A 25,393-nucleotide genomic window follows, 5' to 3' on the forward strand; every position below is an offset into this window, starting at 1 on the left:
CACGGCGTGCAGACACCGCGCCACCCTGCCCGTCTCGCCGGTGGAAGTCATGCCACCACGCCGTCCACAACAGACCTTCTCAAACACGCTCTCAGGGTCCGGGACGACGTGGAGGTCGCCCCACCGGGCCGGCCACGCGAACGGCGCCCCATCACCCACTGCCATCGAGACGCACGCGCCACACCCGTCAGGTCTCAGCGCTAGCAATCGTCGTGCCCGCCGCCGCTCACGACCGCGTCCAGCAGCCCCACCGGAAGCACCGGATTTCTCCCGACGGGCAGGTCACCGGCGTGCTTCGAGGCGCTCTTGCAACTCCGCGTACTGGTGATTCGGGAACATGCGCGGGAACAGCCGAAGCATCTCACCGAACATGAGGACGTCGTCCTGGATCCACGACTCGGTGAGGTCGACATCCGCGAAGAGGTACTGCCAGCCGCTCGTGCCTTTGGTGATCAGCAGGCTACGGATGTAGGCCCCGTAGTTGAGATCGAGCCGTTCCAGGCGGGATGTGCTCATGTCGTAATACCAGAGCTCCGGTTCGATCGCACCCGCTGTGACCCGAAGCCCTGTCAGTCTGCCCGCCCCTTGGTACGGCGTGTCGTCGATTACCTTCAGCTCGGCAAGGATTTTGCGCTTGTCCGCCGCGAGGTTGACGTCCTCCAACGGGACCTGCCAAGCGGTCAAGGCCCTGTGCAGGTTCTGCAGGCAGAATTCCCCGACGACGAGCGGGCCTTCGCCGCCGGTGTCCGACAACTGCCAATTGACGTGGAACTCCTTGGACTCGAAGTACCACGGCTCCAGCGAATCGAGGTGAGACGAGGTCTTCGCGACAATCTCCCGAAACGCTGACGCCCGGTCCGGAGGAGGCGTGTAACCCGGGTCCGGCGGACGTCTTTCCACGCTTATGTCATTGGTGTTTCCAAGCTCCTCGATCGCACTCCGAATCAGCGATTCCACATCGCCACCGGCCGCCATGCGAGGGAGCGCAACATGCAATTCAGGTCGTCCAGGGGTGACGCGACGACTGCGCCGCCGACCCCGTCCATGAGCGGCTGTCACGCCCACAGCGGCGACGGCATCGGCAGTCTGTCCAACCCGATCTTGTCGAGGTTGCGGCCCCGCTCGAAGCCGGCCATGCGCCGCTCGACCACCAGCAGGCTGATCCCCCGGTGCCCCGCCGCCGGGTCGGTGCGGGCCACGACGATCACCAGGTCGGCGCGAGGTAGCCCATGACGGTCGGCGCGTCGAAGCCGTACGCCTCCGACACCCGGACCACGTCGAGGCCGTCTGCTCCCAGGCGGCGACGGTGTCCGCGCCGCTCCTCGGGTCCGTGGCGTAGGCCAGCGGTGTCGCGATACGCATCAGCCTGCGTCCTGTGTCTGTCTGACGGCCCCGTCGCCCAGCCACCGTGCTGACCGAGGCCCGGCCACCGCTGACGGCCGGCCCGGTGACCGGCGGACCGACCACGACGATCTCGTCCTGCACCCCCGTCCGGGTCGCCGCGGTCGTGGCCCGCCGGCGGCTGCTGGAGGCCGCGTCGGCCGCGTTCGGCTCACCCGTGGCCGGCCTGCGGCTCGACGCCGGCGTCGTCACCGACGGCTCCGGCCGGAGCCTCGACATCGGCGCCCTCGTCACGGCCGCCGCCAGCACGAGCACCGTCGCCGTGGCGGTGGAACTCGATCCACGGGACACCCTCACCGTCCTCGGCCGCTCCGCCCGCTTAGCGACCCGCGAGGCGCGCTGACCGGAGCTGCGGGCGCGATCGGCGGCGGCTCCGGGTGTCGAAACGGTCGGACGACGTCGCTCCGGGTCCGGCACGATGGGCTGGTGGGCGAGCGCGGCGCTCGCGCCGCCGCCCGGCGCACGACCGGTCGTCACCGGCGGACGCGGGGAGCGCGGCGGCGATCATCCGCACGGCACTCGTCGGGCGCGGGGCCGATTCCGGCGGGCGGCTGCCGTCAGCGCAGCCAGGAGGAGGAGACGATGCAGGCCGTCCGGAAGGTCCGCCACCGACAGGCCGACGTCGACGGCCTGGACGTGTTCTTCCGCGAGGCCGGGCGCCCCGGCCAGCCGACGCTCCTGCTGCTGCACGGATTCCCCAGCTCGTCGCACACGTTCCGCGAGATCATGCCCACGCTCGCCGACGTCGCGTACGTGATCGCACCCGACCTGCCCGGCTTCGGCATGTCCTCGTCGCCCACCACCGGCGACTACGACTACACCTTCGCGAACCTCTCGCGGACGGTCGAGGCCCTCCTCGACCAGCTCGGGATCGAGCGCTTCTTCGTCTACCTGCACGACTTCGGCGCACCGGTGGGATACCACCTGGCCACCCGCGCCCCGACCCGCATCCGCGGCCTGATCGTCCAGAGCGGCAACGCGCACGACGACGGCCTCGGCGAGCAGTGGGACAGCGCCAGGGCGTACTGGGCCGACCCGACCGACGAGAAGCGCGCCGCGCTGCCGGACTGGCTGAACTTCGCCGGCACCCGTGACCAGTACCTCGCCGGGCTGCCGGACCGCCTGCGCGCCCTGCACGCTCCCGAGTCGTGGCACCTCGACTGGGAACGGATGAGCCGACCCGGCAACGTCGACGCGCAGTTCGCGCTGTTCACCGACTACGCCAACCACGTCGCCCGCTTCGACGAGCTCGCCGAGTACCACCGCGCGCACCAGCCGCCGGCGCTCGTGCTGTGGGGACGGCACGACCCCTACTTCGACGTCGACGAGGTCCTCGCCTACCACCGCGCCCTCGACCGCATGGACGCACACGTCTACGACGGCGGCCACCTCCTGCTGGAGACGCACGGCGCCGAGTGCGCCGAGCTCATGCGGGCGTTCGTGCTCGACAACGCGTGAGCCGATCCCACCGCCACGTAGGCCAGCGCCGAATCAGCACCGACCCCCGGACGGCCCGACCACCGGGCTCGTGGCCGCTGGGCTCGTGGGCGTCGCGGGCGGACGACGAGGGTCGGGTCAGGCGGGGGTGAGCAGGCAGAACTCGTTGCCCTCCGGGTCGGCGAGGACCCGCCACGGGACGTCCAGGTCGATGGCGGCGGCGCCGAGAGCCCGCAACCTGGCCGCCTCGGCCGCCAGGTCGTCACCGGGGTACGGGCGGACGTCGAGATGGACGCGGTTCCAGCCGGTCTTCGGCTCGGGCGTACGGACGAACCGCAGATACGGGCCGACGCCGCTGGCGGAGCGCAGCACCGCCTCGTGGTCGGTAACCGTGTGCACGGCCCAGTCCGTGGCCCTGCCCCAGAAGTCGGCCATGGCTCGCGGATCCGCGCAGTCGACCACCACCGCGGCGATCGGCCCGTTGTCCCGGTGCAGCGGTCGGGGGTCCAGCACGCAGAACTCGTTGCCCTCCGGATCGGCCATGACCGTCCACGGGACGTCGCCCTGGCCCACGTCGGTGGGAGTCGCGCCGAGCTCCGTCAGGCGCGCGACCACCTCCGCCTGATGGACCGCCGAGGTGGTCGCGAGGTCGACGTGCACCCGGTTCTTCACCGTCTTGGGTTCCGGGGAGGCGATGAGGTCGACGCAGACGGCGACGGGGTCGGGGTAGACGAAGCCCTCCGGTTCGAGGTTGGTGACGCCCGGGCCCTCGCTGGAGAGTTCCCAGCCGAGCGCCTTCGCCCAGAAACCGCCCAGCGCGGAGTCGTCCCGGGCCTTCATGTTGATCTGCACGAGCCGCGTCGCCACGCCGACGATCCTAGCGGCGCTCCGGCACCTCAAGATCAGCCGTATCGGCTTCGAACGGTGGGAGGCGGTTCGCCGGCGGCGGCTGCGGTCCCCTGCCGTCGGCGGTGCGGGCGATCGTCTCGGGTTCGCCACGGCGCGGCGCGGTGTCCGCTCGGCGGTCGGATGCTCGTGGGCTTGGCGTGATCAGCCGGGCGTGAGGCTGGCCGATCCCTGTTCTCCGTCGTCCGGCGGGGCGTCTGCTACTTCCTCGTGCAGCGCCTGCCGTAGCTGGCGCCGGTGCCTGCCGCTGACGACGAACTCCGTGATTGCGGTGACGAGGCAGATCGCCGCGAGCCAGGCCAGTGCGCGCAGGGCGGAGATCCTCGCGGTGACGGGCAGCAGCGCGAGTACGCAGGCTGCGCCGATCAACCGCGGCCAGCCGACGTTTCGGGCCACCGCCGGGCTCAGCCGCCACTGGAACGCGGCGTGTGCCACCAGGAACAGGGCCACACCGCAGTACATGGCCCAGCGGCCGAGGTCCTCGAGGGGATCACCGCGCTGGTAGGCGTTGGTGTCGCCGATGAGGGCCGGGACGTGCTTGAGGCCGAGTGCCAGCAGGATGATGCCGGTGATCATCGGCAGGTGGAGGTAGCTGTAGCCGTCGCGGGCCAGTGCCACCCGCTGTGCCGGCCGCGCGGCACGAAGCGCGTGCTCGCCCGCGAGCGTGGAGACGTCGAAGTAGATCCACTCCAGTGCTCCGGCGATGACCACCGCCAGCGCGGAGGCGGCGAACAGGGCGGGTGTGCCGGGTAGATCTCTTCCAGCGATGCCGACGGCGACCAGCACCTCACCGAGTGCCACGATGACGATCAGGTTGTGGCGCTCGGTCCAGTGCCGCGCGGATCGGACCTCCCGGGCCGGCACCGGTAACGCCAGGCCGAAGCCGTAGTCCACCACGACAGCGACCGCCCAGAGGGTCACCTGCCCGAGTTGCACCCGGTCCTGCTCGATCCCGGAACGGGGCAGCAGCGCCGCGGCCGTCAGCAGCAGCGAGGCGACGACCATCGGCACGACGAGCGCCGCGACATCGCGGCGGGTCAGCCCGGATGAGGCGTACAGCCGGAGGATCAGGTACAGCACGCGCACGAGCACGAAACACGCGACGAACCACAGCGCGCTGTTCACACCCCCGGCGAGGTCCTGGAACGCCTCGGGGACGGCGACCGCGAGTACGAACATGACCGGGGTGACGGCGAGGATGGTGAACCGGGACAGGCCGTAGTTGGCCCGGACCCGGTTGCCGAGCCAGGCGAACAGCGACCACGACCACCAGAGCATGACCAGCACCAGCAGCCCGTGCGTGATCCGAAGCGGCTCCGCCTCGTTGGTCATGAGGGTGTTGACCTGCAGAAAGGCGAACACGAAGACCACGTCGAAGAACAACTCGGCCGGGGTGACCTGGGTGCGTTCGGTGACCGGACGCAGTCCTCGTCGCAGCCGCCGTGTCATGGGGCGCTCAGCGCCGCTCGGCACGCGCGTACCGGCTCGACGGCCGAGCAGTCACCGACTCATCCTCCCGCCGCTGCCGCTTCCTCTTCCGGGCGGCACGCGCCTACCCGCAGGCACGCAGGGCAAACCCCTGCTCGTTCGTCCGGACGCGGAAGGACCCCGCGCAGCGGCACGGCCGAGTCACCGCGGATGCGGCGGGCCGCCTGGTCTGAGCGTTCGCCCGCGCTGCCCGGCGCCACAACGACTCAGTTGATGTCGTGGTCCCGGAAGTACTTCCGGGACCTGTCGAGCTCCGACGTCATGCCGTTCTCCTCCCAACGCTGCTTACGACTGGCGACAGCGATCGGGATCAAGGGGCGGCCGTCGTTGATCAGCTCGCCTGGCATGCGATGACTACGCCCGGAACCGGGCGGTGGCATCTTCACGTGAACGTCGCGAAGGAGGCTCGCCATGGTGTCGTACCCGTCGTCACCCATCAGTTTGCGCAACTCCACCTCACGGGAAACGTAGACGTAGTCCTCTCCGGTGAACGCGTCCGGAGCCTCGGTGCACCACCAGCCCGGCGCGCCGAGCTCGCTGGTCGTGGCGCACCCCCAGTTGTGGCCCGGAGTGGCGGTGACCGTGATGACGAGTTGCTCGGTCTCCTCGACGTACTCCCCGTCCACCGAGAGCGGTATCTGCCAGCAGATCTCGGGCTTGGTCTCCGACGGATGGACGCCCATCCGGAGCGCGAGGGCATGCAGACTGCAGCCGGGCTTCCCGGCAGGGCCATCGAACCGGTTGGCGAGCACACAGGCTCCGTCTCGGACCATGGTCCGGTACCGGCCGGGCCCGTCATGCCCGGTGTCGACAAGCCAGTCTCCGCTGACCACGTCCCCCATCGAGTCGGCGTCGGAGGGGGTGAGCCGGCCCACCCAGTACCGCACATTCGACAGATCGTCGTCGTCGGAAAGGTGCACCCCGGCCTGGCAGCAGGCCAGATCCTCCGCCGCACCGGTCACGAGAATCCCCGGGCACCCCTGCCCGAAGATGCATTGCCAGCCGCTCAGCAGGAAGCTGACATTGACCCGATAACGCCGGAGCTTCTCCAGGCCGACGCGACCGGGCAGGGAAAACTCGAGCCACTGGACGGCCCAGCCCGCTTGATTTCCTGCCCACAGATCACTCATGCGCTACACCGCGTTGCAGGGCACCGGCCACCGGCGCATCCGATACGGCAACAATGTCACCCAACGCTCGGAGCGGAAGATCATCCGTTCAGCGTCCAGCAGGTTCACCAGGGTTGCGACGTCCGCGGAAGCCCGATTCACGTCTACCACCCCGGTCAGGCTCTCGAATATCGGTACGGCCTGCGGATCGTCCAGAAGGATCGACTGCGACGCCTCCTCCCTCCGTAGATCCTTGATGGTGAAGAAGGCCGGCCCCTTGCGGTAGTAGTGCAACCCGTAGGCATGCTTTTCCGTCCATCCGGGAAGTTCGGAGTCGCACGGGGGCGGCAGGTGGCACAGCAACGTCGGATCGAAGGAGACGCCGGCCGGCACCCGCCAGGATGGCCTTCTCCCCTGCGACATCGAATCGCGCAACCCGGCGACGAGTTCGACGGTCTCTCGGGGGTTCATCGTCCCGCCTTGACCGGCACGTCGGTGGTCGCCAGCGCCAGGATGCGTCCACTCTCGACGAAGGTCAGGCCGGCACGCCGCAACTGGTCGAGCCACTGCGCCAGTTCATCCGGCGCGATCGGTACGCCCATATCATCCAGTTTCCGGGTCATCCCCACGACGGAGTGACCCTCCTCGAGAATGCGGTAGGCGGCCACGAGCCGCTCATCGGTGATGTGATGATCGCGTTGCGGCCAGCCAACCCGGCGGTCGAGGATAGTTATTCCGTCGGTGTCGGTCGAACAGACCAGGCGGCTGTTGGCGTAGCCCGCCTGCCATTGGTCGAGCTGCTCGGCGAGCCGGCTCACCGACGCGTCGTCGATTCCCGCTGGCTCGGTGTCGAAGAGATACACCAGATCGGCCAACACGGATTCGGGAAGATCGTACGTGTGGCGGTAGATGATCGACGGGCGCCGCTGCGCGAAGCCCAGCTCCGGCCTCTCGAAGTATGGACTGAATCGTTCGAGGACGACACGGCAGGCACCCGTCGGTGGCTGCAGGTGGACAAGGGCGGGCAGCTGCGCAAGCACCTCGGCGTAGTCCGCCTCGGTCTCGCCGGGGAAGCCGACCAACCAGTTCCACGACACGGTCAGCCCAGCGGATTCGCCGTCGCGCAACACCCGGACGTTGTGCACGGCACTGACACCCTTGTCCATGAGCTTGAGCACCGAGCTCACCAACGATTCGATCCCGGGTTGGACGTGCATGACGCCCGCTGAGCGCAGCACCGCGATCTGGTTGCGGCTCAAATTGGCCTTCACCTCGTAGTGCAACCGGAAGTCCCAGTCCAACGCCGCCAGCCGCGGCAGTGCGCCATGGAAATAATCGTTGTCGATGATGTTGTCGACCATCATCACGTCGAGTGTCCGATGCCGGCCGACCAGCGTGGTCAGCTCGTCGACAAATCGCTCCGGCTCCTTGGCACGGAAGGTCATCACGCTGCCGTTGAGACCACAGAACGTGCAGTGGTGCAGCTCCCCCCACCAGCACCCGCGAGCGGACTCCAGGACCAGCGTCGGATCCAGGTACTCCCGAATCGGCGAGCTCTCGAACTCCGAGAACCAGTCGTCGTAGTCGGGTTTCGGGAACATCGACGCCGGCAGCATCGGCGCCGCCTGTGGGTTGACCCGGGTGTTGCCGTCGCCATCGCGCCAGCACAGGGCAGGAATGTCGGCGAGACCGCCACCTCCGGCCAAGACGTGCAGCAGCTGCGGAAAAGCCCGCTCGGCCTCCCCACGCACGACATAGTCGATATCGGCGAACGAGTTGTGCAACGCGACACCCATCGGACCATCGCAGTTCCCTCCGCCGAACACGATGGTCGTCTCTGGTGCGGCCGCCTTTATCCGCCGCGCGAGCGCGAGCGAGGGCACGTTCTGCATGAACGTGGTCGAGAACCCGACAATGCGCGGCTCGTCGGCGAGCACCCGGGCCACGGCCTCGTCCATGTAGGACCTCGCCAGCCGTCGCATCCGGAAGGCGAGCGAGGTGTCGAGGCCACGCTGTGCGGCATATTCGCGGAAGGCAGCGACGCTCCATTCGGCATCTTCGTAGAGCGTGCCGGTGAAAATCCAGTCGCCGATCCCGTCGAAGACGCCCTCTTCGGCTATGCGGCCGTAATCCTGCGGCGTGATCTCGCCGTCGGTGTGCTCGAGCAGGTATTCGGCCCAGTGGATGCTTCCATGATAGGTTACCGGCAACGGCATTCCGTGCTCGACACAGACCGTGCGCAGCAGGCCGAGCGGCAGCGAGGGCGACGACACCGCCTGCCACGGCATCGCGACCAGGGTGACCTGCGGAAAGACCACTGTGCTCCTCGAAAGTAGGGAGCGGACGGGCGAGAGGCCCGTCCACTCGTCGCGCTACTTGGCCTTGGCGGTCTTGATGACTGCCGGCAGGTGGGACGCGTTCGGCTTCGCCTTTACCTTCACCTTCTTGAGCATCATGGAAATCACCCCCGCTCCTCTTTCGATGCGTTGGCCAGCTGGGTTACAGCCAGCCCGGCTCTGGGCGCCGGCTCCCCCAGGTCCACCGACGGTGATCACCCTTGCTTGACGGGAAGGATACCCATGACAATCCAATTTCGCTGCCCCTTCCGATTGCCGAATCGGCAGGCGACTGGCAGGCCGGCGGAGATGGCGGCTTCTGCCATCAGAGACGGCGCAACCGGGAAGGAACATCGTTCGTCGGCCCCACCGCGCCGCCGGAGCGGATATATCCGTCCCGAATGTGCGATTCCTCGAATTTACCGCAAAGATAGACGCTAACGATTGTCCAGCCTGTTTTCAAGCTGTTCCTGCGACCCGGGGCGGCGCGGCCAGCCCGGAGATCGATGAAGCATGCAGGCCATCGCCGACGCCGCGGGCAGGCTCCTGTGGGTCTCGCCGCCGCTGCCCCTGGCGCACGACCTCACCGTCGCCCACGTCCATGGCATCAGACGCGCTGACCGGGCGCCGAGGTGATGGCCCGCCCCGCGCCGCACATCGCGATCGCCCAGGCCGTGGTCGGCACGACCGGATGCCCGCGGCCCGACCTCCGTGCCGCGCCCGTGCCGTCAGACCGGCTCCAGATCCGCCAGCCCCGTCGCCCAGAGGTCGTCGGAGATCGCGAACGCCCGCGCGACGAAGGACGTCAGCGTGCTTCCCCGCACGCCCAGCCCCGGACTGGGCACCAGCATCACCAGGCCTTGGCCCAGATAGTCCCCGTATACCAGGCACGCGGCGCTGTCGTCCGTCCCGGCCGCCAGTTCCGGCCGGCCGTCGGGGGTGGCGGTGAGCCAGCGGGTGCGCCCCGCTGCGGCTCCCGCCACCGGCGTGGTCAGCATGATGTCCGCCCGTCGAGCGCCGGCCACGGCGGCGTCCAGCTCCTCCTGCAGCTGCGCCGAGGTGACCATCGACTCCGGCGCCGAACGGATCGCCGCGTGCAGCAGACCCCACGGTAGATCAGGTGTCATGTCCGAGAGCAGCCGGTGGCCGGCGTGCAGCCGTGCGGTCAACCCGCCGGGGGTGAAGGATCGGCCGGCCAGCACTCCGGTGACGTGGAAGGCGCCCCGGTAGCCGCACCGGTCCCGCAGGTACTGCCCGATGCGGTCGGCCACAGCCCGGGCGCTCTGCGCCGCCACCGGGTCCACCTCCAGGTACGTCGAACAGCCCGCCCAGCGCAGCCGGGCCGTCGACGGGTCGCGCAGCCAGATCTCCGCCACCGGCGCGAGGGTCACCACCCCGTCGGCGAGGACAAAACCGGGCACACCGCAGTGAATCCCCGGCAGCACCGGCGTCAGCCGCACCTCGGATCGCCCGACGGCCGCCACGTCGGCGATCGTCTGCCAGTCCCGGGCCGTCCTGGCCAGATAGGTCGCGTCCGCCGGGTAGCTGTTGTCGGCGTCGGGCTCCAACTGGCAGAGGACCCCGAACCCCAGATCCAGCCCGTCGCCCACCCCGGCTGGCGATTCGGCGGCGGGAACCAGAGCGGACCGGGGCTGGGCGAGGCCCACCTCGGCGCAGAACTTCGACCACCGGGCCGGGCGGTCCCACTGGGCGCAGCACACCGACCGGCCGTCAGCGAGCACGCGTCCCGCGAACTCCGTGCCGGTGATGTTGCTGTCACACAACAGGAGTGCGCGATGCTCGGGGTCGTAGCGGTCCAGCCGCGCCACCAACGCCTCCGGCGGCGCGTCCAGCAGCCGTTGCGTCGCCGCGGCGAGCGCGCCCGGCTCACGGGCGCCCAGGTCCACCAGGTAGACGCCGTCGATGCCCGAGGGTGGATTGCCCTGACCCCGCCCGTCGGCGACCACCAGCGGCGGCTCGGCACCCCACGACCGCAACGTGGCGACCGTGGCGCCGTACGCCACCAACGGGCGCCCGACCAGGACGGTCCTGCGTCCCCGGTAGAAGCTCGCCACCGCGTCGAGCACCGGCCGCGTCACGCGCCCTCCCGGGATCCGGTCTGCTCGGCGATGACGGCTGAGCCGTCGGCAGCGGCGTCGGCCGGCTCGTCGCCGGCGCCGGGCAGGTCACGGAGATCGCGCGCCGGGCTCAGCAGCGGCCAGAGAGCCGAGGTGGCCAGGCCCACGCTCGCCAGCACCAGAGTGCCGCCGAGCCCGAGCCGCGTGGCGCCCAGCAGGCCGCCGAGCAGCGCGCCGAACGGTTCCACGCCCCAGCTCACGAACCGGATGCTCGCCGTCGCCCGGCCGAGCATGTGGGACGGGACCAGCGCCTGCTTGATGCTCTCGCTGAGGATGAGGTTCACCACGACGGCGAACACCCACACCGTCTGCGACACGGCCACCAGCGTGAAGGCGACCGGCATGGACACGCTCGCGGCCAGCGGCGTCAGAACGGCACCGGCTCCGGGGAGCGCATACGCGACGATCAGCGGACGGCCGAGCCCGAAGCGGTCGCTGATCCGGCTCGCGGTCGTCGACGCCATCAGCCCCGCCCCGCCACCCAGGGCCGCCAGGATGCCGATCTGCACGGGGCTGAAGTGCAGCACCTTCACGATGTAGAGCACATAGATCGCGAAGAACATCGCGGTGAAGAAGTTGAAGTGCGCGGCGGCCACCAGCAGCGGCCGTTGCATCCGGTCCCGTAGCAGCAGCATGATGCCGGACGTGGCGCGCCGGAACCGGCCCTGCTCCTCCGGCTCGGTCGCGACCGCGGGCCTGTCCTCCGGCAACCGGGACATCGCGACGACGCTCACCAGGTACGTACAGGCGTCGACCAGCAGTACCAGCGGAACCGACAACAGCTGGACGAGCACGCCGGCCAGGCCCGGCCCGGCGACCTCACCGACCGCCGCGCTGCCCTCCATCCAGGAGTTCGCCCGGGTGAGCTGCGCGCGGCCGACCAGGCGCGGGACGTACGCCGACATCGCGCTGTCGAAGATGAGGCTGAGCGTGCCGACGGTGAAGACGACCAGCACGAGCACCGGCACGGAAAGCAGATCGAGCAGGTAGCAGACGGGCACGACGAGCAGGACGAGCGCGCGGCCCAGGTTGAGCCGGCGCAGCAGACCCCGACGCTCGTACCGGTCGGCCCAGACGCCGGCGTAGAGGCCGAAGACGAGGGTCGCCGCCGAGCCGGCCGCCCCCAGGATGCCCATCTGCACGCTGTCGGCGCCGAGGCTCAGGACCGCGATGATCGGGATGGCGAAGTAGGTGATCTGCGAGCCGGCCACGGACATGGTCTCGCCGAGCCACAGCCGGTAGAAGCCGGTGGCGGCCAACTCGCGGTTGAGGAAACTGTTGGGCATTACGCTGCGGAACCCTTCGTTGAAGCCGTAACGGCTCGATCAGCGCTGCAGGAACAGATGGGACCGGTAAGGTACCTGATCTGTCCGGTCGAGAAATCGACGACGGCCCGTCTGTTGAGTGCCAGTGCCTCTCCGGTTGCCAGGAACCGCACGACGTCGTGCGCCAGGAACGCGCTCACCACGGCGTTGGCGGGTCCGAAGGAGTACGCCGTGGGGCTGCTCTCGGCCGATTCGAGAGCCCGCTCGTCGGTGGTGAGGCCACCGGACCTGGCCTTTTCGAAGCAGACCGGGCAATGTCCTCGATGCGGATCGAGCAACGGGCCCCAGTAGCCGCTGTCCAGCCCGAGCGCGGCGGTGACGGTGGCGATTCCCCGCGGCCGCGCCCACTCCGCCACGATCGCGTTCAGGTCGGACGGCGTGTCCGCGGCGTTCACCAGCAGGTCGAGATCGTCCGGCAGCACCTGAAGGTCCTCGACTGCCGCGACACGGGCCCGCACCTGCCGGACGTCGATGCCGTCGCCGAGCCCGGCGAGGTGCCCCGCGGCGGCCTCCACCTTCGGCCGCCCGACGTCCCCCAGCCGGTAGAGGTGCTGGCGGTTGAGGTTCGGTGCCGCGACGACATCCGGATCCATCAGCCACAGCCGGCGCACCCCGGCGGTGACCAGGTGCTGGGCGACCAGGCAGCCGACCCCGCCCAGGCCGAGGACGCCGACGACCGCGCCGTCGAGCGCCCGCTGGAGTGGCTCCGCGTCCGGCCCGAACAGCGTGAGATAGCCGATCTGCCGCTCCTGCACGGACCCGGCCCGGTCGAGGCGGTCGGTGGCGGCGAGCCACCGCTCGGCGTCGAGCTGGTCCAGCAGCCGGCCGACCGCCACCTCGTGTCCACCCCGGGCCAACTCGGCCACGGTGCAGCCGTCCCGCAGCAGCGCGAGACAACGGCGCAGCCATGGCACGGGCCCGCCGATCTTCAGGACCCGCCTGCCCCGGCTCAGCCAGAATCCGTGATTCCGCGGCGTGACGACCACCGTCTCCACCAGCCGGACCAGCGAATCCGCCGACCGGGCACCGGTCGAGCCAGCCGGCTCAGACATCAGCCGACACCACTTCGAGTAGCCCGCTGCGCCGTATCTCGGACAGCAGTTTCGCGCTCACGGCCGGGCCCAGCCGCTCGGCCATCTCCGCGGTGCTGAACGGGCTTCCGGTCCAGTAGGGTGCCAGCAGGTCGGCCGCCGCGGCGGGCACGGTCGTGCGTAGCCGCGTACGCATGTCGGTACAGATCATCCGACCGCCGTCGGCGACCACGTCCAGATCGCCGACGGGCACCCGCACCACGGACGTGGCGAGGTCGAGATCTCCGCCGCCCGGTGCCCGGGCGGCGCCGACCTCGTCGGCGAACCTCCGGTAGAGGTCGTGCACGCGGCGCCGTTCGTCCGGCGTCATGGCGGGATCCACGTTGGGCAGGTGGTTCATCGCGAATTGCGACTGGCCCGTCGCGTCGCCGGCCCCGTCCGTCAGGAGGCCGAACCGCGCCGGATCCCGGCCCACCCGGGAGGAGCGGGTCGCCTCGAACGGAAAGACGGAGACGGAGTACAGGCAGTCCGCGAGTTCCCGCATGTCGTCGAGGGCCTGCATCGCTTCGGCGTAGGTGGTGGAGGGCAGATCGGGGATGAGATTGACCTTGAGCCGCATGCCGGCGTCTCTCGCGTCCCGCAGGAACCGGAAGTTCTCGTCGCGGTCCGCGGACTTGTGCACCAGGCGAAGCACCCGGGTGACCGTCGTCTCCAGCCCGATCACCAGGTATTCGCACCCGGCCTGCACCATCCGGCCCAGCAACTCCCGATCGAACCGCCGGTCCACCATGGCGAAGGAGTTCCACGTGTAGCCGAGATTCCGTTCGATCATGAGCTCGCTGATCCGCCGCGCGAAGGCCGGCGGGATCGATTCGGTGACGATGTTGAAGCGGCGTACCCCGAATCGTTGCTCCAGCTCGACCATCTCCTGCACGAACGCGTCGGCGTGCCGGCCGCGGTAGGGCGGGCTCCCGTCGTACAGCTCCACGAAGTCGCAGTAGTCGCACTTGCCCCAGTAGCACCCTCGCGCCTGCGTGATGCTCAGGCGCGGCTCGGCCAGCCGCTCGACGAGGGCGGGGAACGCGGGCGTCGGCAGCTTGTTCAGGTTGGGGCCCGGGCCCGGCGGCACGTGCACCGCGTCCCCGCCGTCGAGGAACGACACCCCCGGGACCGCCCCCGGGTCCCACGCGCCCGCGCGGACCTGCCTGGCCAGCGCGAGCAGCGGGACCTCGCCGTCGAACCGGACCGCGCAAGCCACGTACGGATGCTCGCGCAGCAGCAGTTCGAGCTCGTCGGGATGCATCAGGCTGATCGTGGGGCCGCCGAGCACCACCCGGATGTCCGGGCGGGCCTCGGCGAGCAGGCCGGCCAGCACCAGCGCCGGCACGAGCTGCGGGCCCATGGCGACGGTGAGGCCGAGCAGCCGCGTCGACGACGGGAGCCGCTCGACCGTGCCGTGCCAGGCGTAGAACCGCCTGAACACGTCGGCGGCCGGAAGCTCCAGCGAACCGCGCAGCAGCCAGTCGGCCCCGGGGTCGATCGACAGCGGCTGCGCCAGCGTCTCCAGCAGCTGACCCAGGTGGTTGTCCGGGCTGAAGAGATGGCGTCCCGCCGGGTCGACGAACCGGTCCCGGTGTCCCGAGACCCAGCGCACCGCCGCCTCCAGGAAGGTGCCGGGCTCCACGCCCGTCACCGGTCCGGCGGGCGTGCCGACGGTTTCGACCAGGTAGGACGCCATCTCCTCGTTGAGGTCCTCCTGCCACGTGTCGGTGATGCCGTGCTGCGCCAGGTAGCCGGCTAGCACCGCCGTGGCGGGATAGAAGGTGCCGAAGTTCGACCCGACCAACGGCGGAAATATCAACCCGAGCACTGAGTCCCCCGATGTTTCTGACGTTTCGGTACGGCGGTGACCCGCCGGCTAGGCGTGGTGCTGCCCGATGCTCACGGTGTACCGCCCCATCCGCTCCTCCCGGAACGGCTCCACCCAGTGCCAGCACCCCTCCCGGACCGGGATGAGCGAGAAGCTGTTGTAGAGCGGGTCGACCGTGAACTCCTGGTCCTCTTCGTTGCGCAGCCCCAGCCGCCCGCCGGTCCCGACGCGGTAGGCCTGATCGAGGTAGAAGTTGACGGCCATGATGCGGCCGGGGAACAGGTCCTGGTGGGGCCGGATCTCGTCGCCGTCGCGGTAGCAGGCGAGCTCCATCGTCGTCCGGCGCTGCAGTGGGACACCGACACGGGACGCCAGCCAGTTCCGCAGCACATCGGTGAGCACGGCGAAGGCGAGGAACTGGCGCAGCGCGTTCACGTGTTCCGGCGCCATCGCGCCGTCCTCAAGGGCTGCCTGTAGGGGGCGGCCGACGAAGTGCCGGGCCGCTCGCAGCGGGTGCCCGGCCCACTGCGCCTCGTCGATCTCGGCGCTGTCCCGGGAGCCCTCGTAGATGGTGGCGCAGCGCGACCAGACCGGAAGGGCCTCCATCGCCGACGCGACGCCCTTCGCCACGGACGGCCGGAGAAAGTCGCGGAAGACGAACGGGCGCCCGGGCACTGCCCGGTACCACTCGTGCAGCGCCGCCGCCGTGTCCGGGCCGAGGTGGCGTTCGTCGATGAACCCTGTCGCCTTGCGCTCCAGGTCGGCAAGCACGTGCTGGTCGAGGGTCGTGGTGTCAGACGGTCGCATGACTCTCCTTCTGGGACAGCGTTTCGGCAGCCAGCAGATCCAGCGGGAGCAGGCCGCCGGTGGTCAGCCCGAGCGCGCCCAGGCACGGCCGGGCCAGATAGTGCGCCATCACCTGGGCGAGAGGGATGCGCGGCAGCTGCGTCAACCACCGGTTCTCCGCCTCTGCCCAGGCCTCGCCCTCGGCCTCGGGGCCGCTCGCCGCGGCGATCGCGACGAGGCCGTCCAGCTCGGCGTCGCGGAGCCCGACCTCCCTGGCTGCCGCACCGCCGGAGGTCCAGGGTTCGAGCAGGGCCGAGGGGTGCGGGTAGTCGGCCGTGGTGAGCGTGTAGAGCAACTGGTACGAGCCGCTGCGGGCCGCTGCGACGTAGTCGTCGTAGGACAGCGACCGGGGCGTGACGGTGATCCCGAAGGCGTCGTTCAGCTGCCGCGCGAGGATGGCGACCGAGACGTCGTTGGGCGGGAAGTCCGCGAAGCAGAACTCGACGATCGGGCCCAGCGCGGCTCGGACCAGGCTGATCTCGGCCCGGTCGGGACCGGCGGCGATGCCGGGCCACCGGGTCGACGCGGTGGCGCCGTCCAGCATCGTCCGCGCGGGGACGGGTGCCGGCACCAGCAGGCCGGCCGTGCCCGCGATCAGCTCGACCGGATCCAGCGCCGCAGCGAGCGCGCGGCGGACCCGCGCGTCCGCTCGAACCGCGGGCAGACCCCGCCCGAACTCCAGGCTCGCGTACACCGCGATCGGTTGGCGGTGCAGGGCGGGATGCCCGCGAAGGGACTCGACGTCGGCCGGGCTGAAGCCTGTCGTCGGCGTCATGTCGCTGCGCCCAATGGCGAAGTGGCCGAGCGACGTGGCGAGGTCCGGGCACACCTCGGCCCGCACCTCGCGCGGCAGGCACGCCGCATCGTGGCGCTCGTTGCGGACCAGCCGGATGACCGCCGGGTCGGCGGACCCGGCGGAGACGTACATGCCGAGGGTCGTCCGGCTCGCGTCGTCGAGTCGCCGGGACGGCGCGAACTGCGGCAGGGTGAGCAGCGCGGGAAAATAGGTGCACCGCCTGCGCAGGGCGATGGAGACGGTGTCCGGGGCGAGCACCCGCACCGGCTCGGGCGCCAGCAGATTTCCCACGGACCACCCCCGCCGGAGGGCGACCGCGCGCACCGAGCGGGCGGCGTGCGCGGCGTCGAGCCTCACCCCGTCGGACCAGAAGAGATCCCTGCCGAGCCGGACGATCCACGTGCGACCGCCGTCCGGCGACTCGACGCTTTCCGCGGCGGCACGGCGAAGGCCGCTCGATCCGACCGGCTCGCGCAGCATGGGCAGCACGACCAATTCGCTCATCATTCTGGCGTTGTAGTCCCACGGCCAGAATGGATCGGGACCGACCGGAAGTGCATCAAGAGAAATGGCGACCACGATGTCCTCTGCCTGGTGGGGCGCCCCGGCGCTTCCGCATTCCGGGGCGCCCTCGCGCAGCTACGGATTACGTCAGCTGCGGTGCTTCATCGAGATGAAGTCGTTGAGCGCGTCGCGGTCGAACTCGAGCTCGACCAGCTCGGCCTCCTCGGACACGACCTCGGCCTGCTCGACAACCGTCTCCTCAAGCATTGCCTCCACCGTCTACCTCCTTTCAGGGGCGACATTCTCAGCCAGGCATCACATATTGAAGCCCGACACATCGATCGTAGTGATACGCCCATCCGGCCGCCGCCCCGTCGGATAACGGAACGATAACGACGTCATTTGAACGTCACTTTGAGTAATTCGGAGCACATATCGGACAGTCCGCCGGGCGATTTATCAGGCAGCGGCGTGATACGGCATTCGCGCGCGTTCGTGCGCTTGGCCGGGGGCAGCGGTGCGCACGCGTGCCGGGCCGCGGACGGCGCCGGTCGGTCGCGACGGACCGCCGCCACGCGCTCGGACCGGCTGTCGTCCGTCCTGTTCAGATGCCCGGCTCGAAGGACTCGCTGACGGAACCGTCATCGCTCAGCGTGAGGAAGCGGTCGAAACAGCGCGCGAACCACCGGTCGTGGGTCACCGCCAGCACGGTGCCGTCGAACGCCTCCAAGCCGGTCTGCAGCGCCTCGGCGCTGTGCAGGTCCAGGTTGTCGGTCGGCTCGTCGAGCAGGAGCAGGGTCGCCCCGGCCAACTCCAGCAGGAGGATCTGGAAGCGCGCCTGCTGGCCGCCGGAGAGGGTGTCGAACGGGTTGTCCGCCTGATCGTGGATCTCGTACCGGCGTAGGGCCGAGACCGCCGCCCCGCGCGGCAGGCTCGGGCGGTCCGTGTCGCCGGTCCAGAGGATGTCCACAAGCGTGCGGCCGGTCAGGTCGGGCCGCTCGTGGGTCTGGGCGAACCAGCCGGGCACCACCCGCGCGCCCAGCCGCAGCTGGCCGGTGTGCGCCACCGGCTTGCCGTGACGCTCCGGATCGTGCAGGTGGCCGTCGGTCCCACCGGCCGCGAGCAGCCGCAGCAGGTGGGACTTGCCGGTACCGTTACTGCCGAGCACCGCGACGCGCTCCCCGAAGAACACTTCGAGGTCGAACGGCTTGGTCAGCCCGGTCAGCGCCAGCTGTTCGAAGACCACCACCCGCTTCCCGGTCCGTCCCCCCTTCAGGGACATCCGCACGTTCTGCTCGGCCGGGCGCTGCTGCGGGCGCTCGCTGCGTTCGTACCGCTCCAGGCGGGTGACGGTCGCCCGGTAACGGGCCGCCATAGCCGACGAGACCGCCGCCTGCTGCTGCAGCGTGCGGACCAGGTCCTTCAACCGCTGGTGCTCCTCGTCCCACCGCCGGTGCAGCTCGTCGAGACGCGCCATCCGGCGCGCCCGGGCCTCCGGGTAGTCGCGGAAGCCGCCACCGTGCACCCAGGCCCCCGTGCCCTCCAGCGTGACGACATGCGTGGCCGCCCGAGCCAGGACCTCACGATCGTGGCTGATGAAGAGAACGGTCTTGCGGCTCTCCGCGAGCTGTTCCTCCATCCAGTACTTCGCCGGGATGTCGAGGTAGTTGTCCGGCTCGTCGAGCAGCAGCACGTCGGCGGAGCCCAGGAGCAGCGACGACAGTGCGAGCTTCTTCTGCTCACCGCCGGACAGCGTGCGAACCGGACGCTCCCGGGCCTCGTCGAGCGACAGCCCGAGCGCCTTGGTGACGCTGACCTCCCACCCCACCTCCGCCTCGTAGCCGCCCACGTCGCCCCAGGCACTGAGCGCCTCGGCGTACGCCATCTGACTCCGCTCGTCGGCGGCTATCCGGGACTCCGCCGCGCGCAGCGTGCGGTATGCCGACCGGATCGGCGCCCGGTCCAGATCCGCCAGCATGTCCACGATCGACGAGTCGTCCCTGATCGAGCCGATGAACTGCGGCATCATACGCACATCGCCTTGCCGGTGGACTCCGCCGCCGGCCGCCGGCAGCTCACCGGCGAGGATCTTCAGGAGAGTCGTCTTGCCCACCCCGTTGGCGCCGATCAGAGCCGCCTTCTGGCCCTCGCCGACCCGGAACGAGACGTTCTCGAACAGCATCCGACCGCCGGGAAACCCGAAACTGAGGTTGCTGACCTCCAGGTAGCCCATCTACGCCTTCCCCTCGGTCGCCGGTACCGCGGCACCGACCGGCCCTACTCCGGTCTGCCACCGCTGGTCCGCGATGGCGAGCGCCTGGACCACCAGCGGCGCGACGAATTCCCCGACCCTGAACAGGGACGGCGTGTCCATCAGCGTGACGATGCCGCCGCGGCCACCCTGCCCCACCGACACGTGCGCTACGTAGCCGTCGGGTCGCTCGCCCCGGCCGCCGAGCCTCAGCCCGCCGGCGCCGTCCCGGACCAGCCCCATCACCGCGGCGCCCGTTCTCGGCTCGGTCACCACGTTGGCGGCGATCGCGACGGCGCGGTGCCGGTCCACCTCCGCGACCACGGTCTCGGCCAGCTCGTCCGCGGTCACGCCGAGCGGGTGGCGGAGGATGCAGGCCGCCTGGATCAGCTGCATGGGAAGCTCGGGCAGCACCTCCGACATCAGGCGGTGCCCACCGCCGAGCCGCGGATTGATCTCGGTGGGGACGAACCCCTCCCCGGTGAGGATGCCGTTGATGGTGAAGGCGCCGCGGTAGTCCACCCGCCGTCGCAGCTCCTCCCCGGTCCGCACGGCCAGGTCCCGAAGCGCCGCCCGGGCCGCCGGAGCCGGGTCGAGATAGGTGGAGCACCCGGTGTGGTAGAAGCGGCCCGTCTCCGGAAACCGGAGCGTCACCTCCTCGTACGGGCGCAGCGCCGCCACCCCGTCCGCGGTGACGAATGCGTTGATCCCCGCCGGAATGCCCTCGTGGAACGGCATCACCCGGACCACGTCGCAGTTGGCGGAGAAGAACCGCACCGCGTCGGCGAACATCGCCTCGTCGCGGATCCAGCGCACCATCTCCGCCGTGCCGTTCACACCGCGCGACGCGTCGCCCGACCACACCGTGCCAGCGCCCTGGTCCAGCCGGCGATGCAGATCGCGCAGGGCGGATGCGGTGGGGGCCGTCGTCGCCGCCGGCACCGGGGGGAACCCGATGCTGCGCCAGACGTCGTCGACGACGGTCTTGTCCTCGTAACGGGCCCAGGCCGGTTCACGGCCGTCCGCGACGACGCGCCCGGCGAGATGGGTGCTGCTCACGGCGGAGTCGACGAAGACCAGCGCGGCGCGCTCCGGGTCGTAGGCGTCCAGGGCGGCCGACAGGCCCACCGGGGGGCGGCGAAGCAGCTCGTCCGTCTGCTGTGCCACCTGGCTGAAGCTGCCGCTGTCCAGCGGCACGGCGAACCAGCCGCCGACGCCGTCCGGAACCGTCCGTTCCCCGGTGTCAGCCACAGGTTCGTTGGCCACGATGAACGGCGGATGCGAACCGAGCCCGACGAACTGCCGGACCAGTGTCTGATACTGGTTCAGGGGCTTGCCGACGAGCACGACCTTCCGGCCCCGGACGATTTCCCGCACATTCGCCAGCAAGACAGGTCCTCCGTTCGCGCCGTGACGCTAGCAGAGTGTCGGTCTGCTCGCTGTCCGTTCGTATCGAGTCGTATCGCTGGAGAGGGGCACGGGAACCGGCCGGACCAGGTGACCGGCGCCGACTCCGGTCAACGGGCTACTGGCGGTTGTCGGAACGGCCGGATTCGCACCGACGACCCGGGGTCCAGTCGCGAGGAGAGCCGGCGACACGGCAAGCCGCCCCAAAGGCCGGTGGCGGTAGGCCGCACGCCGCCCTCACCCAACCCTGGAGTTCAGGCCCCGTCAACCGCATCAAACCCATCAAGCGACAGACGTACGGCCGCGCGAACCTCGGCCTCCTACGCCGACGCGTCCCTGCCACCCCCTGAGTCGTCGCGCGCCATGCCTGCTGGCCCGTCGGGAGCCGACCACCGTCGACCTTCGAGGCCCGCGCGATCGAGGACGCACGGGGCACGCGCGAGCTGCCGCGCCGGGTAGCTTGCAGCTGGTGAGGCTCCGACGAAGCCCACCGGGCCTTCCTGGCAGGGTTGGAGCCGCAGAGGGGATGGCATGGCGACGCAGCGAACGGTGTTGGTCATCCCGGGCAGCGGCGGTTGCTGGCACGTTCCCCACCAGTCGTTTGCCGTCGATGCGGCGCGGCTGCGCGGCGCGCAGCTGCACTACCTGTCATGGAGCGGCGAGGTGCCGCCGGAGCCGGAGGCCCGAGGGCCGTGGGCATCGGAGCAGATTGCGGCGGCCCTTCGTGGATTGCCAAAACCGTTGATCATCGCCTACTCGCTCGGCACCCTCGCCGCGGATCTTGCCGCCGACCACGAGCTGCCGGCAATCTGGATCACGCCGTTGCTGCACCGCGCGGAGGTGATCAAGGGTCTTCGCCGGGCCTGCGCGCCGTGCCTTCTCATTGGCGGCACGGCGGACAGCAGTTGGCGCCCGGAGCTCGCTCGCGAGCTGTCACCGCATGTGTTCGAGGCAGAGGGAGCTGATCACGGGCTTCGCGTCCCGGGGCCACTTGCCAGGTCTGCGGCGGTGCTGGGTGAGATGGCTACGGCGATAGAGGGCTTCCTTGACCGGGTTCTCTGGCCCACGCGATCCGATGTCCGTTGACGAGGAATCATGAGATCAAGATGGGTGAGCCAGCGACCTGCCCGACTCGGCTCCTAACAGCGGAGACGCCTCTCGGCATCTCTCGCCGTTCCCCCGCCGTCCGTCGGCCTCTCGCGGACTGGATGCGGACTGCAGAGGCATACCCGGGTCAGGCGAGTCCCTCGTCGCCACGGATACGCGCGTGCAGGTGCATGTCGTGCCGGCCGTCGGAGTGGACGGCGTCGCTGCGTTTGGTGCCTTCCAGGAGGAACCCGGCTTTGACGGCGACCCGGCAGGACGCAGGGTTGCGAGTCGAGTGATCCAGGTGCAGACGATGGAAACCGGCCTCGCCGAGTGCCCAGACGCTCAGTGCCGTCAGCGCCCGGGAGGCCACGCCGGCACGGCGAGCGGCCGGAAGCACCCAGTAGGCGCATCCTGCGACACCGTCGTCGAGATTCATGCTGCCCATGGCGATGCGCCCCAGCACCGCACCACCGCCGCCGCTCGTCACCGCCCAACTCGCGCCCGTCTCCTGCTCCCATGCCTGGCGATACTGTTCGAACCACTCACGGACCTGGTCCTCGGATGCGGGTTGGCGAGTGTGCCAGTGCTGGATCTCGGGGTCCCGGTACGCAGCGAAAAAGACCGACGCATCGGAAGCCTCCCAAGGCCTCATGAGGAGGCCGCCCTGGGCGGAAAGTTTCGGTTGGGGATTGGCGGCGAAGGTACCGGCGGGGATAGCAGGTGGCGTCGAAAGCGAAGACCTCACCCGCTCATCCTCTCCGGGCGACGACGGCCTGCGTCAAGCCTCAGCCTCTCGTTGACAACTCCCGCCGTGACCGGCCTACCCGGTCGATGCCGGCCGGAGGTCGCCAGCAGGCCGGCGCCGAGCCGGCGCGGCCCGCTTGCGGCCGCCTTGGTGCAGGTGGCGAGCGATGCGGCAGACATGCCATGTGAACGCCCGAGACTTGACCAGCGGTCAAGGAACGCTACCGGACGACGCGGGTCCGGGCGGCACTGAAGGAGCAGGGCTTCGGGGTGCTAACCGAGATCGACATGCGGTCGACGCCGCGTGAGAAGACGGTCTCCTCGAAGTCGGCTGTGGTGAGCGCCACGCTCGCCATGTTCCACCTCCGCGTGTTGACGACGTTCCACAGCGACGGCAATATACCCCCCAGGGTATGTGCCCCCGGCGGCCAACCACGCGCCGAACCGGGTAGGCGGGAATGCGCGGCGACCTGACCGAGTTAGGCTCGACGTAGATACCCCCTGGGGTATATCCCTCCGAGGAGAAGAAATGCGAGAGGTGAACCTGACGGATTTCGCCGCCGCGCACGCCGATGGCGCCGCGGTGCTCGATGTCCGAGAGCCGTTCGAGTACGTCGAGGGCCACGTGGCCGGCGCACGTCTGGTGCCCCTGGCCCAACTGCCCACCGTCGTGGCGGATCTTCCCCGTGGCCAGTCCGTCTTCGTCATCTGCGCCAGCGGCAACCGCAGCCTGGCCGCCGCGCAGTTCCTGGCCCGCGCCGGCATCGACGCCCGCTCGGTCAGCGGCGGCACCGGCGGATGGGTCCGCAGCGGCCGTCCGGTCGTGACGGGGCCGGACGCATGAAGATCGGCGGAGTTCTGCAGAAGGTCTTCGGGAAGCCCTACCGGTCCGTGGGGCCCCAGCAGGCGGCCGACCTGGTTGCCAACGGAGGTGTGCTGCTGGACGTCCGGGAGCCGGCCGAGTGGCGGGCCGGGCACGCACCACGCGCCCGACACATCCCGCTCGGCCAGTTGGCGGAGCGACTCGACGACATCCCGACGGACCGGCCGGTCGTCGCCGTGTGCCGCTCCGGAGCACGTTCCCGGCAGGCGGCCGCGCTGCTCGCCCGGAACCACGGCCGGGTCCACAACCTGACCGGCGGCATGCGGGCCTGGGTGGACGCCGGGTTGCCGCTGCAGGCGAAGGGCGGTCGACCGGGCCGGTTGATCTGACCGCCCGACCCGCGGGCGATGGTCCCGGAAAGGCGGGACCTTGGGCCAAACGATACCCCCAGGGGTATAAGCTGTCGTGATTACATCGCCGAGCATCACTAGGAAGGAGTTCAGCGCCATGTTGTTCACCCAGTACTACCTGGACTGTCTGTCGCAGGCCTCGTACCTCGTCGCCGACGAGACCACCGGCCGGGCGGTGCTCGTCGACCCGCGCCGCGACATCGACGAGTACCTGGCCGACGCCCAGGCCCGGGGGCTGACCATCGAAGGGGTGATCAACACCCACTTCCACGCGGACTTCCTCGCCGGTCACCTGGAGGTCGCCGCGGCCACCGGCGCGTGGATCGGCTACGGCCGACGGGCCGAGACCGAGTACCCGATCCGCAAGCTCGCCGACGGGGAGCGCGTCAGCCTCGGCGACGTGACCCTCGAGATCATGGAGACCCCGGGGCACACCCCCGAGTCGATCAGCATCCTGGTCCACGAGCACGCCGACGACACCGTCCCGTACGGGGTCATGACCGGCGACGCGCTGTTCATCGGCGACGTCGGCCGGCCCGACCTGCTCGCCTCGCTCGGCGTCACCGCCGACGAACTGGGCCGGATGCTCTACGACAGCGTGCAGCGCAAGCTGATGGGCCTCCCCGACGAGGTGCGGGTCTTCCCCGCCCACGGCGCCGGCTCGGCCTGCGGCAAGAACCTCTCCACCGAACGGCAGTCCACCATCGGCGAGCAGCGCCGCACCAACTACGCCTGCGCCCCGATGAGCGAGGAGCAGTTCGTCGCCCTGGTCAGCGGCGGCCAGCCCACAGCACCCGGCTATTTCGCCTTCGACGCCGTGCTCAACCGCAAGGCCCGCGAACTGTTCGACCACACCCGACCCGCCCGGCCGCTGGACACCGCCGAGTTCCTCTCCGCCCGCGCCGAGGGCGCCGTCGTGGTCGACGCCCGCGACCCGCAGGAGTACGCCGCCGGTCACGTCCGGGGTGCGATCAACATCCCGGCCGACGGCCGGTTCGCCGAAACCGCCGGCAGCGTGGTCGCCCCCGACAGCAAGGTGCTCGTGGTCGCCCCGCAGGACCGGGAAGAGGAGATCGTCGTACGCCTCGCCCGGATCGGCTTCGACCAGGTGATCGGATACCTGCGGGAGCCCGAGGGGGCCTTCCTGGAGATGGTCGCCGACATGAACCGGGCCAGCCGGGTCACCGCCACGGAACTGCGCGAGGCGCTGGACGGGGCCGAAGCGCCCGCCGTGCTGGACGTGCGCAACGCCGGCGAGCGGGAGCAGGGTGCCGTCGACGGCTCGCTGCACATCCCCCTGGCCGAGCTGACCCGCCGGCTCGACGAGGTGCCGACCGACCGGCCGATCGTGGTGCACTGCGCCGGCGGCTACCGCTCCTCCGTGGCGGCCAGCCTGCTCCGCAACGCCGGTCGGACGGACGTCTCCGACCTGCTCGGCGGATACGGCGCCTGGCAGACGATGCGCGCCGCGGTCTGATTCCA

24 protein-coding genes are annotated in these 25,393 nt (G+C 70.1%); 6 read left to right on the forward strand and 18 right to left on the reverse strand.

Annotated elements, in window-relative coordinates; genetic code table 11:
- Nucleotides 1-282: 282 nt before the first annotated feature.
- Both ACWENR_RS10880 and ACWENR_RS10885 read right to left on the reverse strand, forming a co-directional pair.
- A complete protein-coding gene (locus ACWENR_RS10880) occupies nt 283-975 on the reverse strand; it encodes a hypothetical protein (RefSeq protein WP_452276824.1) in 693 nt (230 codons plus the stop codon).
- Between the two features lie 80 nt (nt 976-1,055).
- Nucleotides 1,056-1,199, reverse strand: a complete 144-nt coding sequence (locus ACWENR_RS10885; RefSeq protein WP_452276825.1) for a hypothetical protein — start codon at nt 1,197-1,199, stop codon at nt 1,056-1,058.
- 248 nt (nt 1,200-1,447) lie between these two features.
- Between ACWENR_RS10885 and ACWENR_RS10890 the strand changes: the two genes are divergently transcribed.
- Nucleotides 1,448-1,744, forward strand: coding sequence for a hypothetical protein (locus ACWENR_RS10890; RefSeq protein WP_452276826.1), 297 nt, complete (start codon nt 1,448-1,450; stop codon nt 1,742-1,744).
- Between the two features lie 239 nt (nt 1,745-1,983).
- The gene (locus ACWENR_RS10895) at nt 1,984-2,859 is read left to right on the forward strand and encodes an alpha/beta fold hydrolase (RefSeq protein WP_452276827.1); all 876 of its coding nucleotides are present in this window, start codon (nt 1,984-1,986) and stop codon (nt 2,857-2,859) included.
- A 117-nt stretch (nt 2,860-2,976) separates the two neighbouring features.
- Here the strand turns inward: ACWENR_RS10895 and ACWENR_RS10900 are convergent, their stop codons facing one another.
- The 14 genes from ACWENR_RS10900 to ACWENR_RS10965 all read right to left on the reverse strand — a co-directional run bounded on the left by ACWENR_RS10900 (nt 2,977) and on the right by ACWENR_RS10965 (nt 20,827).
- A complete protein-coding gene (locus ACWENR_RS10900; protein WP_452276828.1) occupies nt 2,977-3,705 on the reverse strand; it encodes a VOC family protein in 729 nt (242 codons plus the stop codon).
- Between the two features lie 183 nt (nt 3,706-3,888).
- On the reverse strand, nt 3,889-5,193 hold the full coding sequence (locus ACWENR_RS10905) for a low temperature requirement protein A (protein WP_452276829.1): 1,305 nt from the start codon (nt 5,191-5,193) through the stop codon (nt 3,889-3,891).
- A gap of 245 nt (nt 5,194-5,438) precedes the next feature.
- A complete protein-coding gene (locus ACWENR_RS10910; RefSeq protein WP_452276830.1) occupies nt 5,439-6,362 on the reverse strand; it encodes a hypothetical protein in 924 nt (307 codons plus the stop codon).
- 3 nt (nt 6,363-6,365) lie between these two features.
- Nucleotides 6,366-6,812 (reverse strand): DUF5825 family protein, encoded by a 447-nt coding sequence (locus ACWENR_RS10915; RefSeq protein ID WP_452276831.1) that lies wholly within the window; start codon nt 6,810-6,812, stop codon nt 6,366-6,368.
- Nucleotides 6,809-8,659, reverse strand: a complete 1,851-nt coding sequence (locus ACWENR_RS10920) for a RiPP maturation radical SAM C-methyltransferase (protein WP_452276832.1) — start codon at nt 8,657-8,659, stop codon at nt 6,809-6,811. Before ACWENR_RS10920 ends, ACWENR_RS10915 begins: the two co-directional genes overlap by 4 nt.
- Before the next feature lie 746 nt (nt 8,660-9,405).
- Nucleotides 9,406-10,776 (reverse strand): hypothetical protein, encoded by a 1,371-nt coding sequence (locus ACWENR_RS10925; RefSeq protein ID WP_452276833.1) that lies wholly within the window; start codon nt 10,774-10,776, stop codon nt 9,406-9,408.
- Nucleotides 10,773-12,101 carry an MFS transporter gene (locus tag ACWENR_RS10930; protein WP_452276834.1) on the reverse strand — a complete coding sequence of 443 codons (1,329 nt, stop codon included), beginning with the start codon at nt 12,099-12,101 and terminating at the stop codon, nt 10,773-10,775. Before ACWENR_RS10930 ends, ACWENR_RS10925 begins: the two co-directional genes overlap by 4 nt.
- A complete protein-coding gene (locus tag ACWENR_RS10935; RefSeq protein WP_452276835.1) occupies nt 12,101-13,135 on the reverse strand; it encodes a ThiF family adenylyltransferase in 1,035 nt (344 codons plus the stop codon). Before ACWENR_RS10935 ends, ACWENR_RS10930 begins: the two co-directional genes overlap by 1 nt.
- A 49-nt stretch (nt 13,136-13,184) precedes the next feature.
- The gene (locus ACWENR_RS10940) at nt 13,185-15,017 is read right to left on the reverse strand and encodes a B12-binding domain-containing radical SAM protein (protein ID WP_452276836.1); all 1,833 of its coding nucleotides are present in this window, start codon (nt 15,015-15,017) and stop codon (nt 13,185-13,187) included.
- A gap of 72 nt (nt 15,018-15,089) precedes the next feature.
- Nucleotides 15,090-15,848, reverse strand: coding sequence for a 2OG-Fe(II) oxygenase (locus ACWENR_RS10945; protein ID WP_452276837.1), 759 nt, complete (start codon nt 15,846-15,848; stop codon nt 15,090-15,092).
- Entirely contained in the window at nt 15,835-17,190 is a 1,356-nt protein-coding gene (locus tag ACWENR_RS10950) for an ABC transporter substrate-binding protein (RefSeq protein ID WP_452276838.1), read from the reverse strand. The genes ACWENR_RS10945 and ACWENR_RS10950 overlap by 14 nt, the downstream gene beginning before the upstream one ends.
- Nucleotides 17,191-17,334: 144 nt before the next feature.
- The gene (locus ACWENR_RS10955) at nt 17,335-17,463 is read right to left on the reverse strand and encodes a hypothetical protein (RefSeq protein ID WP_452276839.1); all 129 of its coding nucleotides are present in this window, start codon (nt 17,461-17,463) and stop codon (nt 17,335-17,337) included.
- A gap of 328 nt (nt 17,464-17,791) precedes the next feature.
- On the reverse strand, nt 17,792-19,420 hold the full coding sequence (locus ACWENR_RS10960) for an ABC-F family ATP-binding cassette domain-containing protein (RefSeq protein WP_452276840.1): 1,629 nt from the start codon (nt 19,418-19,420) through the stop codon (nt 17,792-17,794).
- The gene (locus ACWENR_RS10965) at nt 19,421-20,827 is read right to left on the reverse strand and encodes a hypothetical protein (RefSeq protein WP_452276841.1); all 1,407 of its coding nucleotides are present in this window, start codon (nt 20,825-20,827) and stop codon (nt 19,421-19,423) included. It abuts the gene before it with no gap.
- A gap of 549 nt (nt 20,828-21,376) precedes the next feature.
- Here ACWENR_RS10965 and ACWENR_RS10970 point away from each other — a divergent pair.
- The gene (locus ACWENR_RS10970; RefSeq protein ID WP_452276842.1) at nt 21,377-21,931 is read left to right on the forward strand and encodes an alpha/beta hydrolase; all 555 of its coding nucleotides are present in this window, start codon (nt 21,377-21,379) and stop codon (nt 21,929-21,931) included.
- Between the two features lie 148 nt (nt 21,932-22,079).
- Here ACWENR_RS10970 and ACWENR_RS10975 read toward each other — a convergent pair whose 3' ends face one another.
- Both ACWENR_RS10975 and ACWENR_RS10980 read right to left on the reverse strand, forming a co-directional pair.
- Nucleotides 22,080-22,679, reverse strand: a complete 600-nt coding sequence (locus ACWENR_RS10975) for a GNAT family N-acetyltransferase (RefSeq protein ID WP_452276843.1) — start codon at nt 22,677-22,679, stop codon at nt 22,080-22,082.
- Between the two features lie 220 nt (nt 22,680-22,899).
- Complete coding sequence (locus tag ACWENR_RS10980; protein WP_452276844.1) at nt 22,900-23,076, reverse strand: hypothetical protein; 177 nt, start codon at nt 23,074-23,076, stop codon at nt 22,900-22,902.
- A 131-nt stretch (nt 23,077-23,207) separates the two neighbouring features.
- On the opposite strand from ACWENR_RS10980, the gene ACWENR_RS10985 reads away from it, so the two are divergent.
- The 3 genes from ACWENR_RS10985 (at nt 23,208) to ACWENR_RS10995 (ending at nt 25,388) form a co-directional block, all read left to right on the forward strand.
- Nucleotides 23,208-23,522: a rhodanese-like domain-containing protein gene (locus ACWENR_RS10985; protein ID WP_452276845.1), complete on the forward strand. Its 315-nt coding sequence runs from the start codon at nt 23,208-23,210 to the stop codon at nt 23,520-23,522.
- Nucleotides 23,519-23,890, forward strand: a complete 372-nt coding sequence (locus tag ACWENR_RS10990; RefSeq protein ID WP_452276846.1) for a rhodanese-like domain-containing protein — start codon at nt 23,519-23,521, stop codon at nt 23,888-23,890. The genes ACWENR_RS10985 and ACWENR_RS10990 overlap by 4 nt, the downstream gene beginning before the upstream one ends.
- Nucleotides 23,891-24,008: 118 nt before the next feature.
- On the forward strand, nt 24,009-25,388 hold the full coding sequence (locus tag ACWENR_RS10995) for a rhodanese-like domain-containing protein (RefSeq protein ID WP_452276847.1): 1,380 nt from the start codon (nt 24,009-24,011) through the stop codon (nt 25,386-25,388).
- Nucleotides 25,389-25,393: the final 5 nt, after the last annotated feature.

The organism is Micromonospora sp. NPDC004336, assembly GCF_053602615.1.

Excerpts from the sequence above, each read along its gene's own strand:
- ACWENR_RS10985 (WP_452276845.1), top strand. The coding sequence starts at position 23,208 with ATGCGAGAGGTGAACCTGACGGATTTCGCCGCCGCGCACGCCGATGGC.
- ACWENR_RS10990 (WP_452276846.1), top strand. The coding sequence starts at position 23,519 with ATGAAGATCGGCGGAGTTCTGCAGAAGGTCTTCGGGAAGCCCTACCGG.
- ACWENR_RS10930 (WP_452276834.1), bottom strand. The coding sequence starts at position 12,101 with ATGCCCAACAGTTTCCTCAACCGCGAGTTGGCCGCCACCGGCTTCTAC.
- ACWENR_RS10970 (WP_452276842.1), top strand. The coding sequence starts at position 21,377 with ATGGCGACGCAGCGAACGGTGTTGGTCATCCCGGGCAGCGGCGGTTGC.
- ACWENR_RS10910 (WP_452276830.1), bottom strand. The coding sequence starts at position 6,362 with ATGAGTGATCTGTGGGCAGGAAATCAAGCGGGCTGGGCCGTCCAGTGG.
- ACWENR_RS10915 (WP_452276831.1), bottom strand. The coding sequence starts at position 6,812 with ATGAACCCCCGAGAGACCGTCGAACTCGTCGCCGGGTTGCGCGATTCG.
- ACWENR_RS10905 (WP_452276829.1), bottom strand. The coding sequence starts at position 5,193 with ATGACACGGCGGCTGCGACGAGGACTGCGTCCGGTCACCGAACGCACC.
- ACWENR_RS10945 (WP_452276837.1), bottom strand. The coding sequence starts at position 15,848 with ATGCGACCGTCTGACACCACGACCCTCGACCAGCACGTGCTTGCCGAC.
- ACWENR_RS10960 (WP_452276840.1), bottom strand. The coding sequence starts at position 19,420 with ATGGGCTACCTGGAGGTCAGCAACCTCAGTTTCGGGTTTCCCGGCGGT.
- ACWENR_RS10880 (WP_452276824.1), bottom strand. The coding sequence starts at position 975 with ATGGCGGCCGGTGGCGATGTGGAATCGCTGATTCGGAGTGCGATCGAG.
- ACWENR_RS10895 (WP_452276827.1), top strand. The coding sequence starts at position 1,984 with ATGCAGGCCGTCCGGAAGGTCCGCCACCGACAGGCCGACGTCGACGGC.
- ACWENR_RS10995 (WP_452276847.1), top strand. The coding sequence starts at position 24,009 with ATGTTGTTCACCCAGTACTACCTGGACTGTCTGTCGCAGGCCTCGTAC.
- ACWENR_RS10950 (WP_452276838.1), bottom strand. The coding sequence starts at position 17,190 with ATGATGAGCGAATTGGTCGTGCTGCCCATGCTGCGCGAGCCGGTCGGA.